Origin of the sequence: Streptomyces sp. NBC_01803, from assembly GCF_035917415.1 — a bacterium.
In the GTDB taxonomy this organism is placed as follows: domain Bacteria; phylum Actinomycetota; class Actinomycetes; order Streptomycetales; family Streptomycetaceae; genus Streptomyces.
The window spans coordinates 13746-28931 of sequence record NZ_CP109073.1; the positions used below are offsets into that span (position 1 = coordinate 13746).

A 15186-nucleotide genomic window follows, 5' to 3' on the forward strand; every position below is an offset into this window, starting at 1 on the left:
CCCAGTTCCCGGGCGTCGCGGGAAGTCTCCTGGCGGCGGCAGCGCACCGCCTCAGCGGCCGGCAGGCTGACCACGGAGGTGTCGGCCTCCTGCGCGTACCTGGCCCTGATCGTGTCGGCCATCCTCGTCACGGGCAGTTGCACGACTGGGGCTGGATCCCCGGCCTCGACACTGACAAGGAGAGAGGCCGGCACCGGTATGCCCAGCGCGGCCTGAGTGGAGACGTAGAGCTCGATACCGTCCCGCGCGGCCGCGTCCTCCACCACGGTGGCACCGCCCGCGAACACCAACGCCTCTACACCACCCCCGACCAGAGCGACTACATACCGACCGCCTGAACCGCGACGCTGAACTTGACAGGCACGCCCCATCAGCCGGGCGCCGACCGGTCAGTGAGGCCGCTCGTGGGCGGCGAGGATCTCCTTGAGAACGAACGACGCGTCCGCTGGCAGACCGTCGCCGTCGCGAACCGCTCCGGCGCAGACGACCAGGGCCTTCCAGAGCGCCCAGCCTTGTCCACGCCCCCAGGTCGCCTCGTCCACCTCCAGCCGATCGCGGAACGCGGCCCGGCTCTTGCCGGCCAGCATCGTCCAGGCGATCGCCAGATCGCAGGCAGGGTCTCCAGCCCCGCAGGTGCCGAAGTCGATGACGGCCGCGAGCGCACCGTCCTTCACCAAAAGGTTTCCCGAGGCCATGTCACCGTGGAACCAGACCGGCCGACCGTCCCACGAGGCTCGCAACGCCCGTTCCCAGACCTCCCCGGCGGCCTCGGTCCGGATCAGGCCGTCCAAGGTCTCCAGAGCGGCCCGGACCCACCCGTCATAGGTCGTCAGTGGTCCGCCTCGGAACCAATTGTGCAGTCCCGGGCCCGGTCCGCCTGTCGGGTCGACCCGCTGCAGGGACACGAGGAACTCCGCGAGATCGATGGCGAACGCGGTCATGTCCTCCACGACAGCACGGTCCGCGGGCTCGCCACCGAGCCACCGATACACCGACCAGTCGTGCGGAAAGCCCTCATCGGGTACGCCTCTGGCCAGCGGAACCGGGACCTCCAACGGCAACGCGGGTGCGAGAACCGGCAGCCACCGGTGTTCCTTCTCCACCGCCAGCGCGTACTCCTCGGCCGTCGGCAGCCGCACCAACATCTCGTCACCGAGACGAAAGGTGCAGTTGTCCCAACCCTGTGCATCGACCGGCCGGACCTCAAGGCCGGACCACTGCGGGAACTGCGCGGCGATCAACCTGCCCGCCACCGCGGCGTCGACCGGCTTCCGGTCCGGCAACGGCAGGACCTCGGGCGTCTCGTTCATCGGAGGCCGACCGTATGACGCCCCATCGGTCACGGCAAGCCGATTTCCGATCGCCCCGGACTCCCCCGGGCTCTATGCCTGCCGCGTACCGAGACCTGAACCGCGATCTTCACTTCAAAAGAGCCGCACCCAAAGCCATAAGCCCTGGCAGCATCACCGACTCTCACGACCGCTGACACCAAACCGCGAGATCGCACGGTGAACGCTACGCCCGCTTCACCTCCGTCGAACAGCAGATCGTCCAGGCGCTGCCAGCCGTGCCGGACCGAGCCTGGATGGAACAGGCAGTCGCCCGGCCCCAGCTCCACGGACCCCCGGCCCTCGAAGTCGACGCGCAGCCGCCCCTCCACCACCAGCAGGGCCTCGTCCTGCTCCCGCTAGAACCAGCCCTCGATGTCCTGCCCCGGCTCCACGGCGTAGTCGATGATCTCGGCAATCGCCCCCGTGTGGCGCGCGGTCCTCGCGTACGCGGTGTCCGGGCGTTCGTTGAGCGGGCTGACCTCGCGGCGCGCCGCGCGCACCACATGGATGTCCGGGGCCGGGGCCGTCGGCATCAGCGCTGCCGGTGACAGGCCGAGAGCCTCCGCCAGCCGGTAGACGGTGTTCACCGACGGGGCGCTCTGCCCCCGCTCCACCTGACTGAGGAACGGCTGGCTGATCCCGGCCAGCGCCGCCAACTCCCGCGTGGACAAACCCGCCCGCAGCCGCGCCGCCCGCACCGCCGCACCCACCAGGGCGCTGGCGTCCGGCCTCTCCCCCGCGATGGCCTCTCCCGCCCCGGAGATGGACGGCCGGCCTGCGGGCTCACTCCTTCGCTGATAGGTCATACCATTCAGTATCCCGGACCGGGCAGAGCTGGATCACCGTTTTGCGGTCACCGAGAACCAGGGGCTCGCACAGTCCGCCCAGGTGTTCGGCCGGCCCGTGCTCAGCAGGTCCGGACCTGGGCGGCGAGGAGGCGATGCCGTCCTCGGATACGCTCGCCAGCCGGTCGAGGACCGTGTCGGGGAGGGTGTCGAGCGGGTCGGTGGCGGACAGGCGGAGCCGGAGGAGTCGGTCCAGCGAGACGTCGATGTCCTCGTGGCGGTGCTCCACCAGTCCGTCGGTGTACAGCAGCAGCACGCCGACGCCCGGTCCGGGGGCCCACGGTGTGCTCGTAGCGGCCCAGCCCCGTGCCCAGCCCCGTGCCCGGACGGCCTTGCGGATCCGCGCGTTGACGGACTCGATGGCGTTCGCTGAACAGATGACCTTGCGAATCTCCACGTCGAACGCGAGGAAGGGCACGAACTCGGCCCAGGCGTTCTCCCACAGCCGCGCGATCGCCGGGTACTTCGTGCCCCACGCCTCGCTGAACTCCAGGAACCGTGTCGTGCCCGGCCTCCACCGCACGGCGGACCGTGTCGTCGCCCAGGGCCCACAGCACGTGGACGCTCGAGGGCGGGCGGAACGCCTCATCCCACGCCGCCACTGGCTCACGGTCCCCGCTGGCCCGGGGGAACGCGCGGCCCAGCCGCGTCGCACGCTCCCGCCTCACGCGGAGTGCGGCCGGCGGCGAGCAGCCCGTCGGCGAGCTCGTCGGCACAGGGGTGGCGGCCATGGCCGAACAGCAGCTCCGCCTCCCGCACGGTCACGGCCGCGCCTTCCGCCAGGCCGAGCGCCGGCAGCCCCGAACCGGTCCACACACCCGGCAGCACACCCGCACCGCGACCCGGCACCCGGCCATGCTCCTGGCCGTGGCCCACGCCGGGCGTGGCGGTGACGACATCGCGGGTGTAATAGCGCCATCCCGACCCCGCCACAACCTTCCCGAGACTCAACACACCCTCCAGCCAAACACCCACGCCCGGGGCCGGTGACAGGGTGCGGGGCGGTGCGGTCCGGTATGGCGGACCTGGCTGGACGGTGAGGAGATCGAGCTGCCCGCGAGCATCGATGGGATCCGGGCCGCGCTGCCGCCCGAGCGGCGGGCGGAGTTCGACCAGGAGGTCGGGGCCGCGGCGGCCGGGGAGCTGTTCCTGCTGCTGGGGCACTGGGCGCAGGAAACCCGGCCGGACCTGCGTGCGGCCCCGGAGGAGACGTTCCGGCGCCTGGAGGCGGGCGACTTCACCGGGATGGTCGCGGCCGAGGATCTGGCCGAGTAAGCCGCCGCTACCGCCTCCAGTACTCCAACGAGGCTCGTGACGCGCTGAAGACGATGAACCGCGAGCGGCGCAGGCGGTACGACGCCGCGATGGCCGAGGTGACCGCCGATCCCTACGCCCACGGCAAGGCACTGGGCGGCAACAAGGACCGGAGGCAGGCCGCGCTGGCCGGCACCCTGACGGTGTACTGGGTCAGCTCCGGTGTGCTGACCGTCTCGTTGGTCACCATCGTCCACACCGACTAGCTGTTGCCCTGTCTGGTCCGGGCCGCCGTCAACGAGCCGCCCTCCAGCAGTCCCCCGCGCGGGTGGAACCCCGGTGTCCTCGGGCTCGCGCGGGTGCGCGTGCGGGGCGGTGTGGTCAGCTCCTTCCAGGACGGCGCCGGGGTACGGCTGGCATCGTCGGGCGTGAGGGACAGCGGGTCACCACCGCAGCGTCAGACCACCATGGCGCCGAACTCCGGGAGTCGTGTCCCCGGGGGATGAGGCAGACGGTCCCGAAGCCCCGGATCGCGTACCCACCCGGCCGCTTCGCCGACGGCTGGTCAGCTGAGCTCGACGTCGAGGTAGTCGACATCGGTGAGCGCCACGTCCAGGCCCTGGGCGCGGTTGCCGCGGTCACGGAAGTACGCGAACCCGAGCGCGTCACCGAGCAGGGCCTGGAGGATGTCCTCGTCGGCGCCGGCCTGGTGCGCGGCCAGCAGCTGGGCGGTGTCGGCGGGGGCGAGCTGCTCGGTGATCCGCCGCAGCCGCGGGTCGTCCGTGGAGCCGCCGGCGGCGGAGAACCCGAACCGGGCGCGGGTCTCCACGGTGATCCCGGCGCGGGCGGCCTGGCGGATCGCGCGGGCGCGGACGCCGGGCTGCCAGGAGCGGCGCGCCTCACGTTCGAGCACGGCGGCCAGGCGCGGGGTGGGGCTCTTGATCTGCCCGGCCAGATAGCGCTGGACGGTGCGCACGGAGATGCCCAGCCGGGCCGCGACGGCCCGCGTGGAACCTCGCTCGGCGCGCAGGATGACCCGCATCCGGGCCGCCGCCGACTTCGGCAGCGGGCGGGTCTGCGCAGCCTGCAACGCCGCCTCGATGCTGTCGCCGATGGTCCCCACCGTTATTCACCCCCCGGGAAATTGTCACCCTTGATATGGCGGGCGGGGTTGGCTTTCTGTTCCATCAGTTCCACTGCCCACCAGAATTCGCGGGCACCCTCGCATTTCACCATGCCGGGCGAGACACCGAGCCGGAAAACCCCGGGCGCAGGCTTCCCGGTGCCGGGGTCGCGGGGCAGCAGATCGAGCGGCGACGGGCCGGGGCTGGGGTAGACAACGCAGTCGGACAGCACTGCGAGCGGGTAGTGGCCGGCGGCCGCCATGCGGGCCATCTTGCGGTGCATGTTGACCCGGGCGGCCGCGATGACGGCGGCGCGGATGTCGGGGCGCCAGGTGGGCCGTTCCAGGGCGGGCCAGCGTTCACCCGCCCGGTGCCTCGCTCCTTGGGGCCGTTCGCGGAGCTTCCCGATCCCGCCCTTCACGGTCGCCTTGATCGCCGACAGCACGGCCGCCAGGGCCGGGTCGGCCTGCTTGTGCCGCTCCATCGCCTCGAGGAACTGCTCCTCGGTGAGGTCCTTCGTGACGCCGAGGTCGGCCATCGTCGCGAGGTAGGCGTCGCGCAGCCGCTCGTACCAGGGGTCCAGGTACGGGCCGGACTCCGGACGCAGCCACGCCTCCAGCGGCCGGACGTCGGCACCGAGCTCCTGGGCGTAGGCGACGGTCGGGGTGGCGTACCAGGCGGGGCCGGTCGGCCGGCCCCCGTGCGGGGTGAACGGGGATGGGAGGCGCGGGTCCAGCTTGATGCCGGAGAGGTCGACGTGCCAGGCGCCCGGCAGGCGCTTGTCGAACCGCGGCCCGTCCGTATGCAACGCCTCGCCCAGGCCCACCGTCAGGCGGTTGGCGGCCGCGGCGAACGCCATGTTCACATCGAGCCCGACCGCCCACGGCAGCGCGCACTCCACGTCGCTCAGCAGCTCCGGCGAGCGGACCCACTCGTACGCCTCCTCATCGAGGACCTGGTCCTCCGGCCTGCCGACCGCGACCGGGTGCTCGGCGGGAGCTTCCGGCGGCGCCGGGTCCACGGCGACGGTGAGGGAACCAGGCACCGGCCCTGACGTCCAGCCGCCGGCACCGTCCCGCACCGCCTGGGTCGGCGGGCGCAGCGCGGTCATCAGCTCCAGGCCGTTCACGGCCGTGGACCCGCGCGGGGTAAGGACCCGGGCCGCGTAGGTGCCGAGCACACGGGCGAGTTCGCCGGGCGGGAGCTGGTCGGCGCCGGGCCAGGCGCGGGCGTCCAGCGCATCCCACGGCAGCACGGCGAGCTGCACGCACTGCCGCCGCCCGCCGGCATCGACGGAGCGGTAGACCCGCGCCCACGGCCCGAACCCGCGCTTCGTCAGCTGCCACCCGGCGCTGATGAGGTCACGGACGACCGGGTGGTCCTCCGGCAGACGCAGGCCCCGCCGGTCGGTCAGCTGGGCGGGCAGCCCAAGGCGTTCGGCGGCGGCCGCGGTGAGGACGACGAGGGGGTCGGCGTCCCGCCCGGCGCGGTGCAGACGGGCCTGCCCCAGGCCTGCGGCCAGCGCCCACTCCACCAGCTGCGCGACCGTCACGGCCGGGCACTCCAGCGTGCGACCGCCGGTCAGGTGCGCGGCGCCAGCGCCGTCCAGCACGGCCAACGGCCCGGACGGGAACCGCGAGTCCGCGGCCGCAGCCGCCGCGGCGGCGGTCGACGAGGCCGTCGCGGCGCGCGGGCGGCCCGGGCGCCGCGACGACGGCGGCCTGGCGCTCGATGCCGGGGCCGGCACCGCGGCCGCCGGGGCGGCCGGGGCGGGCGGGGCGGGCGGGGCGGGCGGGAGCTCCTGCTCCTGGACGTCGTCGCCGGCCGGTGCGGCCGGGTCGGGCGGCGCCTCGGGCGAGGCCTGCGGCGAGCTCCCACGGCCGCGCGGCTCCGGCGTCCTGGCCTGCGGCACAGCGGGCGCGGGGTAGCGCTGCGCGAGGCCCTGGAGGAGGCGGGCGTAGGCGGCGCGGCGCTCGCCGGAGGGCTCGGACCGTCCGGCCTCCCACCCGGTCACCGTGCTGCTGCCCACGCCCAGGGCGCGGCCGACCGCGGCCCGGGTCAGCCCGGCGGCGGTGCGCAGCCGCTCCCGCTCCGCGGGTTCCGGGAGCGGCGCGGCCTGCTCCAGCAGCGCGTCCACCGCCGCGAACAGGTCGTCACTCACGGCCCCCTCCTTCCTCGTCGGTGCTGGTGGTGCCGATGACGGTCTGGGTGCCGCCGAGGGTGGCGGCGCGACGGTGGGCGGGAAGACGGCGCACCGCGTGGTCGGCGCCGGCCAGCAGGTCGGGCACGGGGATGCCGTAGTGCGCGGCGAGCCGGTCGACGTCCGCCAGGGTCCAGGGGGTGGTCCCGGCCTGACGGCGGGAGACCTGCGCCTGGGCCAGCCCGATGGCCGCCCCCAGGTCGGTCTGCGTCTCCCCCGTCGCGAACATCAACGCCGCCACAGTCACTCTCAGATCACGCTCTGTACTGGACATATACCCATTCCGCATGAACGATGCGTCACTATCATAGCGGCTGGTGGGCCGATCAGCTCGGGCCTCCTGAGGCTCGGCAGACGCGCGGCCTTCTGTCTCCGCAGAGAGCCCCGTAACAGGGCTATCCCGGCGCAGAGTTGATGGGTACGGGCCCGGCGACTTCTGAGCCCTTGCGGGTGGCAACCTGGACACCGGAGAGAGAGGGAAGGCGTGAGCGACAGCACGAACGGCCGGGAGGTCATCGGGTTATGGGTCGGCGTCGTGGGGGCGTCCCTTGCGGTCCTGGCGTTCTTCGGCATCACGAACTTCGATGAACTGGGCCGCAGGCTGGACCCGGGGATCGCGGACGAGGAGGCCTGCGAGATGTTCGCCGAGGCCATCAACGACCTCAGCGTGTCCGCCGGCACCTACGGCGATGGCATCGACACCGCTGCGGACGTGTTCGAAGAGGCAGCCGACCACGCGAACGACGACGGACTTACGCAGGCCCTCAACCGCGCCGCAGACGCCTATCACCTCGAGGCGGACGCTCGGCGCCTCGCCGAGACCGAGGGAAACAGCGAGAGCACCAACCGCGCCAGCAGCGACGCTAACGACGCCTACAACGCAGTCCTCGTCTTCTGCAACGCCTGATGGCGTGACCCCTCCGGCCGGCAGCACGGTGCCCGTCATTGTGCCTCACCACCCGGAACCGTCACCAGCGGCCCGGCCACCGAGGGGCTGACAGCGGCCAGCTCCGGGAACTCCCGGGCCAGCCGGGCGCGCAGGGCCTGCGTCTCCGCTCGTTCCTTCGCCTGCTGCTCGTGGGCGCGGCGGGCGGCCTGCTCCTGGCGCTCGCGGCGTTCAGCCTTCTCCCGTTCGCGGCGGGCGTGTTCGGCGTACGCCTCGTCAACGAGTGCCTGGTGCTGGTCCCAGGCCCGGACGGCCGCGCCGCGCCAGGCACCCTCTTCGGCGGCCGCGGTGGCCGGGCAGCGCGGGCACATCCCGTCCGCCGGCGCCTCGCCCCGGTGCGGCAGGCGGCAGACCGCGCACTCCCACCAGCGCGGCGCCGCCATCCGCTTCGGCCGCACCGGCTTGTCCGGCGGGGCGGGCAGGACCTCGGACTGAGCGGCGCCGCACGCCGCCTCGAGCTCGCAGTCCACGCAGTCGATGCCCCGGCCGTGCTGGCCGGGGGCGGTGCCATGGTGCGGGCACAGCCCCTGTGCGAGGCGGTCGTGCTGCTCCCGGGCCCGGGCCCGCGCTGCTCCGGCAGACCGGGCGCCCTGGCCGGGTTCCAGCACCGACATCGGTCTGCGGCCGGTGTCCCCAGGAGACACCCGCTTCCAGCGCGGCGGTGGCAGCCCATCGAATGGTGGCGTTTGCTGCGCACTCGTTCGGAGCGCCGAGCGCTGGTCGAGAACCGCACGGCAGCCAGCCTCCTGCGGAGGAGACCCTCGACGTGCGGGCGACTGGCGCACTGGGTGTTCTCCGGTTCCTAGGCTCAAAAGGGGGAAGCGGTGGGGCAGTTGGCAGGTCGAACGGAACGGAAGGCGGCGAGCGAGCGTCGGTTACGGCCCCCGTCGGGCTATCGCGTGATCACGCCGCCGGAGTGGTTCCGCATCCCCCTGCGTTCGCAGGCCAAGCGGGAGCGGTCCGTGCGAGCGCTGGTGGACCTGACCTACCCGAGCCGCGACGAGCACGCCGCACGGCGGCACGAGCTCCGGGAGATGCTGTCCACCATGGTGGACAGGGCCGCCGACCGCGACGGGATCGAGCTGTACCTGTCCACCCATGCCGCCTTGGGCGTGCCCGTCCCGGCCAGTCTGCTGGTGCTCGTCGAGCCGGGGGATTCCGCGTGGCCGTCGCAGCCGCCGGTGGGACTGCTGGCGGATGGGCTTCGCGCCACGTACGGGGAGAGGGCGCACGTCTCAACGGTGGAGCTGCCTTGCGGCCCGGCGGTGCGCTGCCGTCGTCAGGAAATGGGGGACGATGCCGTAGAGCTGGGACAGCCCGCGGACCGTCCCACCACGGTGCTCGACCTGTACCTGCCGCGTCCGGAGTCGACTGCCTGGCTGCTGCTGTCATTCAGTACCCCGGTCCCCGAACTGGCCGACGCGCAGGTTGAGTTGTTCGATGCGATCGCGTCGACCTTCCGGTGGTCCTACTCGTCGTGACCGCCAGGTCCGCCGGGTCCGTCAGGGCGCCGGAACGGCCCGGCAGCCCGAGAAAGGGAAAAGCACTTGTCCGATCTCGTCGTCTCGGTTGAGGACGTCGCACTGCTGGGTGAGAAGTTACGTTTTGTCGCCGGTGAGTTCGAGGGGGCCCAGGACATCGTTTCGGACTATGCCGAGGAGGTCTGCCACGGCGATCTGGCACATGAGCTGGAGCAGTTCGCGGAGAACTGGCGGATTCACCGCGGCAAGCTGATGGAGGGCCTGACCAAGCTTGCCGAGCTCGCCCAGGCGGCCGCGGAGGGCTACGACGGCATCGAGACCGAGCTGGTCAACGCTCTGGAAGGGTAGGTCCGCGCGATGAGTGGAAGGCCCGGCGACTGGCATCCGCTGACCGAGGACGGCCGCGACCCCTTTCCGGGCGACTGGGAGCTGGTGCAGGAGGCGGCGGCCCGCTACCGGCGCACCGCCGACTCCATCCGGACCGCACGGGAACTCCTGCGGGAGGTGACGGACAGCCGGGACGGCTGGCAGTCGGACGCGGGCGAAGCCTTCCGGGAGCAGGCCACCGAGGTGTCGGACGACGTCTGGCAGGCCTACGGCCGCTACGACGCCGCGGCCGACGCGCTGGCCTACTACTGGCCCCACCTGCAGGACGTGCAGGAGGAGAGCCTGGAACTGCGGCGGCGGGCCCAGCAGGCGCAGGAGGAACTGGACCGCCTGGGGCCCAGGGTGGAGGCGGCCGAGGACGAGGACGCCGGCACCCACGATCAGCTCGCCGGCCTGCAGGGCCAGGTGGAGAGTGTGCAGAGCGAGCTGAACCGGCTGCGGGACCGGCTGGCCCAGTTGATCGAGGACAAGGACGTCGCGGCTCAGCGGGCGGCGGACGCGATCGGGGAGTTCATCGGCGGCGACGGGCTGACCGACGGCTTCTGGGACCGTATGGGTGCCGCGTGAGACGCGTTCCAGGACGCGATGGCGTTCATCGGGGAGATCGCCGGGCAGATCGCCATGATCGCGGGAGTGCCGTCGTTGCTGCTGTGCTGGGTCCCGGTCCTCGGTCAGGCGCTCGCCGCCATCACGACGATCGCCACCGCCGTCTCCCTGCTGGCGAACCTCGTCAACGGGGACTGGCACGGGGTGCTGCTGGACTCCATCGCGCTGCTCACCTTCGGCGTGGGCCGGGCTGCGGGGGCCATGGCCCGGGCGGCTCGCGGCCCGGCGGCTCGGGTGGCTTACCGGGCCAGCCGGGCAGCCGTCGGTTCGACCCGCAACTCCGCCCAGCGGCTTAGCCAGTTGAGAGAGATGGGGATACGCCCGGGAGAGGTGCTGAGCAGTATCCGCCAGTCGCGCGCAATCACCGAGGTGGCGCAAGCGCCGATCAACGCCTTCGGCCGCTCGTTCAACCCCCGGGCGCTGGGCTGGGGCCGGCACGCCTTCCGCGGCGCCGGGCCGGATCTCCTCAGCAGCCTGCGGGCACCCTTCAGCGCCGGGAACTGGTCGGTCACCTTCAACCCCAGGCAGATGTTCGGCCTGACCGACATGGGCGCCGCCACCTCCAGCCTCGCCGGAGACGCCGCCCGGGCTGCCGGCCGGGGCGCCGTCATCGAGGCGGTGGGCATAGGCGGGGGCGCCGCGTCGGGCCTGGTCACACACGATCCGGAGGAAGGTTTCCAGCCCAACGCCCCGATCGGCTTCGACAGCGACGGCTTCCCCGTCCATCCCGAGAACCCGTTCAGCGACGTGCCGGACCTGTATGCCGAGCTGCCGGGAGTCTCCGACTCCCTGACAAGCCCGTGGCCGGACGACGCGGCCGGGGTGGGCGAATTCTCCTACCGGGAGAGCGAGGCACACGTCCGGCGACCGAGTGGGTCTCTCAGCTGGACTACCCCGCAGCCGCGGGGTGGCTGGAACTGGCGACGCGTGCCCCGGACGGCGCCGAGCGGGCGGCGCGGGAGATCGCCGACCGGGAAGGCAAGGGCATGCGGGAGTACGCCGAGGCGGTGTACCCGGAGCTCAAAGCGATCTGGGAGCAGATGCGGGAGCGGCGGGCCGGGCCTGTGGTGGTGTACGTGCCGCCCGTCCCGCTGGCGGTCCGGCCCCTCGTGCCGGTCAGCGTGTACGTCCAGGCATGGAAGTGCCCGCCGGAGGAACGCTCGGTGGAGGCGATCACCGCGCTGGTCAGCCCGCCGACGCCCGACCGGTTCGGGGAGGCGGACGTCACGGCCATCAGGCTGCCCGCAGGGCCGGCCTGCCGGCTGCACGAGGTACTGGCCGACGAAGTGGGCGATGACGGCAGGCGTTTCCTGATCGAGCACGTCGACTACTTCGTTCTGCCGCCGGAGTGCCCCGACGCCATGTGCAAGCTCTCCGTCACCTGGTCCAGCCTGGCCATCGGCCCGGAGATGACCGGCGCGGCCGACGTCATGGCCGCCTCGCTGCGGATAGAGAAGAGCGGTGCGTGACCGGCACCGGGCGGACGGGGTTCGCCGCCGGGCAACGGGAAAAGTATCCGGCCGGAACCGGCCACGGTGCGGCGAGGGAACCGACAGAGGGAGCTGAGTGATGACCGAGTGGGTACCCACGTTCGACTATCCCGCCGAGGAATGGCTGCTGGTGGACGTAAACGTCCCCGACGGCGCCGAGCGCGCCGCGCAGCAAGTCGCCGACCGGGGCGGGCGGCAGAACAAGCGGTACGCCAAGGCCGTATATCCGGAGCTGAAGGACGCCTGGCAGGATCTGCGAGAAGAGGGGGCCGAGCCCGTGGTGGTATACGTGCCGCAGGTACGGCGCAATACCGAGCCCCTCTCGCCCGCCAGCGTCCACGCCGTGCCATGTGCCCCCGACTTCGAGCGGTCCATGGAGGCGATCGCGGAGTACGCCCGGCTGCCGCTGCCCGATCCCGCGCTGACGTACGCCCGCGAGCCTCAGACCACGGTCGTGGAGCTGCCCGCGGGCCCGGCCTGCCGGGTCCACAGGGCGCTCCTTGCCGACACCGGCTACCGCGGAGAGCAACTGGCGACGGAGCACGTACAGCACTACGTGCTGTCAGATGCGTATCCCGAGGCGGTCATCCTGCTCAGCGCCACCTGGATCAGCGGTACCGCCGGTGAGGGCATGACGGAACTGGCCGACCGGATCGCCGCCACGCTGACGCTCAAGCCCCGAGGCTCGGAGGAAGCCCCACGGCCGGTACTGGCCACACCCGGGGCGCGGATCGTCTTCGACGAGGTACAGATCGGCAAGGGACTGCGCCCGCTGGCACAGCACGGCTTCGTCACCATCGACCGCGACCAGGGCGTACTCTCCCTGCTCGGCAGCGACCAGCAGGTGATCGCCAGCGCGCCGGTGAGCGAGGTCACCGCCTGGCCGATCCGGGCCTCCCTGAACACCGCCGTCGGCCTGGAGATCAACGGCACCACCTACAACGCCGCCCCCGGCCGCGGCAGTTACCCCAAAGCCTTCACCCTCCCCACCGACCTGATGAAAGGCCACAGCGCGGCCGACCAGCTCCTCCACCTCCTCGAAGCAAGCGGCGGCAAACAGCGCTAACAGCGGCGATGACCGGCGCACCACACGGCCCCGGCCATCACGGCGGCCGGGGTACGCCCGGAGCGGCACCAGCACCCGGGCACCGCCCGGCCAGGCGGCGCGGTCCCGTCTCCCAGGGTGCCACGGGCTTGACGTCGGGTCAGCGCACCCGGCCCGGCGTCAATCCCGAGGTTGACCGCTCCGGCGGTGGTGCCTACCGGAACCGCGGACAACGACGTCGCCACCCGCGTGCCCGCCTCAGCCCGCGCTGAGTAGGTGTTTTTGATCCGCCGGCTGGTCATCCCGTGAGCGCGGCGAAGTCACCCACGGGATGTGCTCACCTGGTGAACCGGGAGGCTGGATGCCGTTGCTGCTCCGGGTGCCGGTCATGGTGCCGGGATCAGACGCCAGAGGGACGTGGTCTCGGCCCTTCGCGCTGTGTGGAGTGGGTCGGCAGCGTCCTTGGAGCGTGGGTGCCCGGGTTTGGTATCGACCTTGTCCGCAACGCGAAGTTGTGCTGCCTGGATAGCGTCGAGCAGCTGCTGACGTGTCCGGAGGCCCAGGTGCTCTGCCAGGTCGGACAAGATGAGCCAGCCCTCCCCGCCTGGTCGGAGGTGGGCGGGCAGTCCGGCGAGGAAGCTGTGGAGCATGGTGCTGTCCGGGTCGTAGACGCCTTGTTCGATGGGGCCGGTCGGACGGGCGGGGAGCCAGGGCGGGTTGCAGACGATGAGGTCGGCGCGGCCTTCGGGGAACAGGCCGGGGCCCGACACTTGGATACGGTCGGTCAACGTTAGCCGGTGAACGTTCTCCTTGGCGCAGGCCAGGGCACGTGGGCTGATGTCGGTGGCCACGACGTGCTGGATTCCGCGGTGGGCCAGGACCGCAGCGAGGACGCCCGTTCCCGTGCCGAGGTCGAATGCCGTACTGCTGGCGGGACTGTGCCGGGTCGCCGGCGGCAGTGGCGTGTGAGCGACCAGGTCAACGTACTCACCTCTGACGGGTGCGAACACGCCGTAGTGGGGGTGGATGCGAGTCCCGAGCGCTGGCACGTCGATCCCTTTCAGGCGCCACTGATGAGCGCCGATCACTCCCAACAGTTCCCGCAGAGAGACCGCCATGGGCCCCTTTGAGGGGCCATAAGCTTCCAGACACGCCTGGCGGACGTCGGGCGCCCGGCGCAACGTCAAGGTGTAGTCGTCGTCCAACAGCACCAGGAGCTTTCCGAGGACACGGGCGCGGTGACTGCTACTGCGTCGGTGCAGGTGGAAGTTCTCGCTCGGGGACGTGCTGGGCCTGGGCGGCTTGCGGCCGATGCGGCGGCCCATCGCCTGCAGGAGGTGCCGGGCGTTGTGGAAGTCGCCTCGCCAGAGCAGGGCCGTTCCTTCGCACGCCTGGCGGTAGGCGTCGTTGGCCTTCATCCGGTCGTCGGCGACGACGGTTCGCTGGGGAAGAGGGGCGGCGTTCTCGGAATGCCAGCGGGCGGACTGGTGGGTGAGGTTTTCGGTCCAGTGGATGGTGGACACCACGTACTCCTCGTGGTCGAACGTGCAGGGGCACGAAGAGCACTTCGACGAGGAGCAGGCTGAACACACGCCTGTCTATGGGACGGGCGTGTGCGTTGAGGCAGGTGGCCGTTACCGCTCTCGCGTCGAAGCGCGAGAGCGGACGTCCCAGACAACCATGCCGAGCATCAGGGTCAGCCCTTTCGGAGGAGTGGCAGAAGGCTCGCACAGGTGCTGTTCGGCTGCCAAAAGCACCAGTCAGGCCAGGTCAACGGTCTGGCTTCTTCGTCCACTGGCTGGTTCGCGGGTTCTTGCGGGTGAGGCGCCTGGTCATCGTGGCGATGAGTGCCCAGTTCAGGTGTGCTTCGGAGTGCTGCGGGAGGCGTTCGTAGTCGCGTGCGTTGCGGCGGGCGTTCATGCACCAGCCGATCGTGCGCTCGACTTTCCAGCGGCGGGGCAGGACGACGAAGCCCTTGGTGCCCTTGGGCCGGGAGACGATGCGCAGGGTGAGCCAGAGTCGGTCGCGGGCCCAGTCCACGAGGTCGCCGGCGTAGCCGCGGTCGGCCCAGACCTGGGTGATCTGTGGCTGGGTGAGGCGCAGGCGCCAGAAGACGTCGCGGGCGGCGTCGCGGTCTTGGATGTCGGCAGGCGTCACCGTGATCATCACGGGCAGGCCGAGCGTGTCCACGGTGATATGTCGCTTGCGGCCGTTGATTTTCTTGGCGGCGTCGTAGCCGCGGCTGTCCTTGCCGACGGTGGAGGCGCCCTTGACCGACTGGGAGTCGACGATCAGTGTCACCGGGTGGGGGCAGCGGCCCTTGCTGGTACGGATCCTCCGGCGGAGCTGGTCACGAATGTAGGTGACGACCCCGGCCCGGTTCCACCTCCAGAAAAACCCGTAAACCGTCTCCCACGGGGGGAAATCCGCAGGCAGGGCCCGCCACTTCGCGCCGTTGTCGACGATGTAGCGGGGCT

15 protein-coding genes and 2 pseudogenes are annotated in these 15186 nt (G+C 71.7%); 7 read left to right on the plus strand and 10 right to left on the minus strand.

Features of this window, described 5'->3' with window-relative positions; genetic code table 11:
- Nucleotides 1-389 precede the first annotated feature (389 nt).
- The 4 genes and pseudogenes from OIE51_RS00050 to OIE51_RS00065 all read right to left on the minus strand — a co-directional run bounded on the left by OIE51_RS00050 (nucleotide 390) and on the right by OIE51_RS00065 (nucleotide 3340).
- Nucleotides 390-1310 carry an aminoglycoside phosphotransferase family protein gene (locus OIE51_RS00050; RefSeq protein WP_326594514.1) on the minus strand — a complete coding sequence of 307 codons (921 nt, stop codon included), beginning with the start codon at nucleotides 1308-1310 and terminating at the stop codon, nucleotides 390-392.
- Between the two features lie 377 nt (nucleotides 1311-1687).
- On the minus strand, nucleotides 1688-2137 hold the full coding sequence (locus tag OIE51_RS00055) for a helix-turn-helix domain-containing protein (protein ID WP_326594515.1): 450 nt from the start codon (nucleotides 2135-2137) through the stop codon (nucleotides 1688-1690).
- Nucleotides 2138-2489: 352 nt separating this feature from the next.
- Nucleotides 2490-2660 (minus strand): annotated as a pseudogene (locus OIE51_RS00060) (transposase); the annotation flags it as partial.
- Nucleotides 2661-2782: 122 nt separating this feature from the next.
- On the minus strand, nucleotides 2783-3340 hold the full coding sequence (locus OIE51_RS00065) for a hypothetical protein (protein ID WP_326594517.1): 558 nt from the start codon (nucleotides 3338-3340) through the stop codon (nucleotides 2783-2785).
- Between the two features lie 164 nt (nucleotides 3341-3504).
- Between OIE51_RS00065 and OIE51_RS00070 the strand changes: the two genes are divergently transcribed.
- Nucleotides 3505-3696, plus strand: coding sequence for a hypothetical protein (locus OIE51_RS00070; RefSeq protein ID WP_326594518.1), 192 nt, complete (start codon nucleotides 3505-3507; stop codon nucleotides 3694-3696).
- Between the two features lie 299 nt (nucleotides 3697-3995).
- Here the strand turns inward: OIE51_RS00070 and tpg are convergent, their stop codons facing one another.
- Genes tpg through OIE51_RS00085 form a run of 3 tightly spaced genes read right to left on the minus strand, consistent with a single transcriptional unit; the run spans nucleotide 3996 to nucleotide 7028 of the window.
- Nucleotides 3996-4553, minus strand: a complete 558-nt coding sequence (gene tpg / locus OIE51_RS00075; protein ID WP_326594520.1) for a telomere-protecting terminal protein Tpg — start codon at nucleotides 4551-4553, stop codon at nucleotides 3996-3998.
- A 2-nt stretch (nucleotides 4554-4555) separates the two neighbouring features.
- Nucleotides 4556-6715 (minus strand): telomere-associated protein Tap, encoded by a 2160-nt coding sequence (tap, locus tag OIE51_RS00080; protein ID WP_326594522.1) that lies wholly within the window; start codon nucleotides 6713-6715, stop codon nucleotides 4556-4558.
- Nucleotides 6708-7028 (minus strand): helix-turn-helix domain-containing protein, encoded by a 321-nt coding sequence (locus OIE51_RS00085; protein WP_326594524.1) that lies wholly within the window; start codon nucleotides 7026-7028, stop codon nucleotides 6708-6710. The genes tap and OIE51_RS00085 overlap by 8 nt, the downstream gene beginning before the upstream one ends.
- A gap of 210 nt (nucleotides 7029-7238) precedes the next feature.
- On the opposite strand from OIE51_RS00085, the gene OIE51_RS00090 reads away from it, so the two are divergent.
- Nucleotides 7239-7661 (plus strand): hypothetical protein, encoded by a 423-nt coding sequence (locus OIE51_RS00090; RefSeq protein ID WP_326594526.1) that lies wholly within the window; start codon nucleotides 7239-7241, stop codon nucleotides 7659-7661.
- Between the two features lie 35 nt (nucleotides 7662-7696).
- Here the strand turns inward: OIE51_RS00090 and OIE51_RS00095 are convergent, their stop codons facing one another.
- Nucleotides 7697-8308 (minus strand): hypothetical protein, encoded by a 612-nt coding sequence (locus tag OIE51_RS00095; protein ID WP_326594528.1) that lies wholly within the window; start codon nucleotides 8306-8308, stop codon nucleotides 7697-7699.
- 291 nt (nucleotides 8309-8599) lie between these two features.
- Here OIE51_RS00095 and OIE51_RS00100 point away from each other — a divergent pair, with 291 nt between their 5' ends.
- From OIE51_RS00100 to OIE51_RS00120, 5 genes are all read left to right on the plus strand, one after another.
- Complete coding sequence (locus OIE51_RS00100; protein WP_326594530.1) at nucleotides 8600-9181, plus strand: hypothetical protein; 582 nt, start codon at nucleotides 8600-8602, stop codon at nucleotides 9179-9181.
- Nucleotides 9182-9247: 66 nt separating this feature from the next.
- Nucleotides 9248-9529, plus strand: coding sequence for a hypothetical protein (locus OIE51_RS00105; protein ID WP_326594531.1), 282 nt, complete (start codon nucleotides 9248-9250; stop codon nucleotides 9527-9529).
- Nucleotides 9530-9538: 9 nt separating this feature from the next.
- Entirely contained in the window at nucleotides 9539-10135 is a 597-nt protein-coding gene (locus tag OIE51_RS00110) for a hypothetical protein (RefSeq protein WP_326594532.1), read from the plus strand.
- A 1025-nt stretch (nucleotides 10136-11160) separates the two neighbouring features.
- Complete coding sequence (locus OIE51_RS00115; protein ID WP_326594534.1) at nucleotides 11161-11643, plus strand: hypothetical protein; 483 nt, start codon at nucleotides 11161-11163, stop codon at nucleotides 11641-11643.
- Nucleotides 11644-11743: 100 nt separating this feature from the next.
- Nucleotides 11744-12730 (plus strand): hypothetical protein, encoded by a 987-nt coding sequence (locus tag OIE51_RS00120; RefSeq protein WP_326594535.1) that lies wholly within the window; start codon nucleotides 11744-11746, stop codon nucleotides 12728-12730.
- A gap of 365 nt (nucleotides 12731-13095) precedes the next feature.
- Here the strand turns inward: OIE51_RS00120 and OIE51_RS00125 are convergent, their stop codons facing one another.
- Both OIE51_RS00125 and OIE51_RS00130 read right to left on the minus strand, forming a co-directional pair.
- Nucleotides 13096-14232, minus strand: a complete 1137-nt coding sequence (locus OIE51_RS00125; protein ID WP_326594537.1) for a class I SAM-dependent methyltransferase — start codon at nucleotides 14230-14232, stop codon at nucleotides 13096-13098.
- Between the two features lie 256 nt (nucleotides 14233-14488).
- Nucleotides 14489-15181, minus strand: a pseudogene (locus OIE51_RS00130) (IS5 family transposase); the annotation flags it as partial.
- Nucleotides 15182-15186 lie beyond the last annotated feature (5 nt).

What these genes read in the sequence shown, in the direction of transcription:
- OIE51_RS00115 (WP_326594534.1), top strand. Translation starts at nt 11,161, where the DNA reads ATGCGGGAGTACGCCGAGGCGGTGTACCCGGAGCTCAAAGCGATCTGG.
- OIE51_RS00120 (WP_326594535.1), top strand. Translation starts at nt 11,744, where the DNA reads ATGACCGAGTGGGTACCCACGTTCGACTATCCCGCCGAGGAATGGCTG.
- OIE51_RS00085 (WP_326594524.1), bottom strand. Translation starts at nt 7,028, where the DNA reads ATGTCCAGTACAGAGCGTGATCTGAGAGTGACTGTGGCGGCGTTGATG.
- OIE51_RS00070 (WP_326594518.1), top strand. Translation starts at nt 3,505, where the DNA reads ATGAACCGCGAGCGGCGCAGGCGGTACGACGCCGCGATGGCCGAGGTG.
- OIE51_RS00110 (WP_326594532.1), top strand. Translation starts at nt 9,539, where the DNA reads ATGAGTGGAAGGCCCGGCGACTGGCATCCGCTGACCGAGGACGGCCGC.
- OIE51_RS00050 (WP_326594514.1), bottom strand. Translation starts at nt 1,310, where the DNA reads ATGAACGAGACGCCCGAGGTCCTGCCGTTGCCGGACCGGAAGCCGGTC.
- OIE51_RS00055 (WP_326594515.1), bottom strand. Translation starts at nt 2,137, where the DNA reads ATGACCTATCAGCGAAGGAGTGAGCCCGCAGGCCGGCCGTCCATCTCC.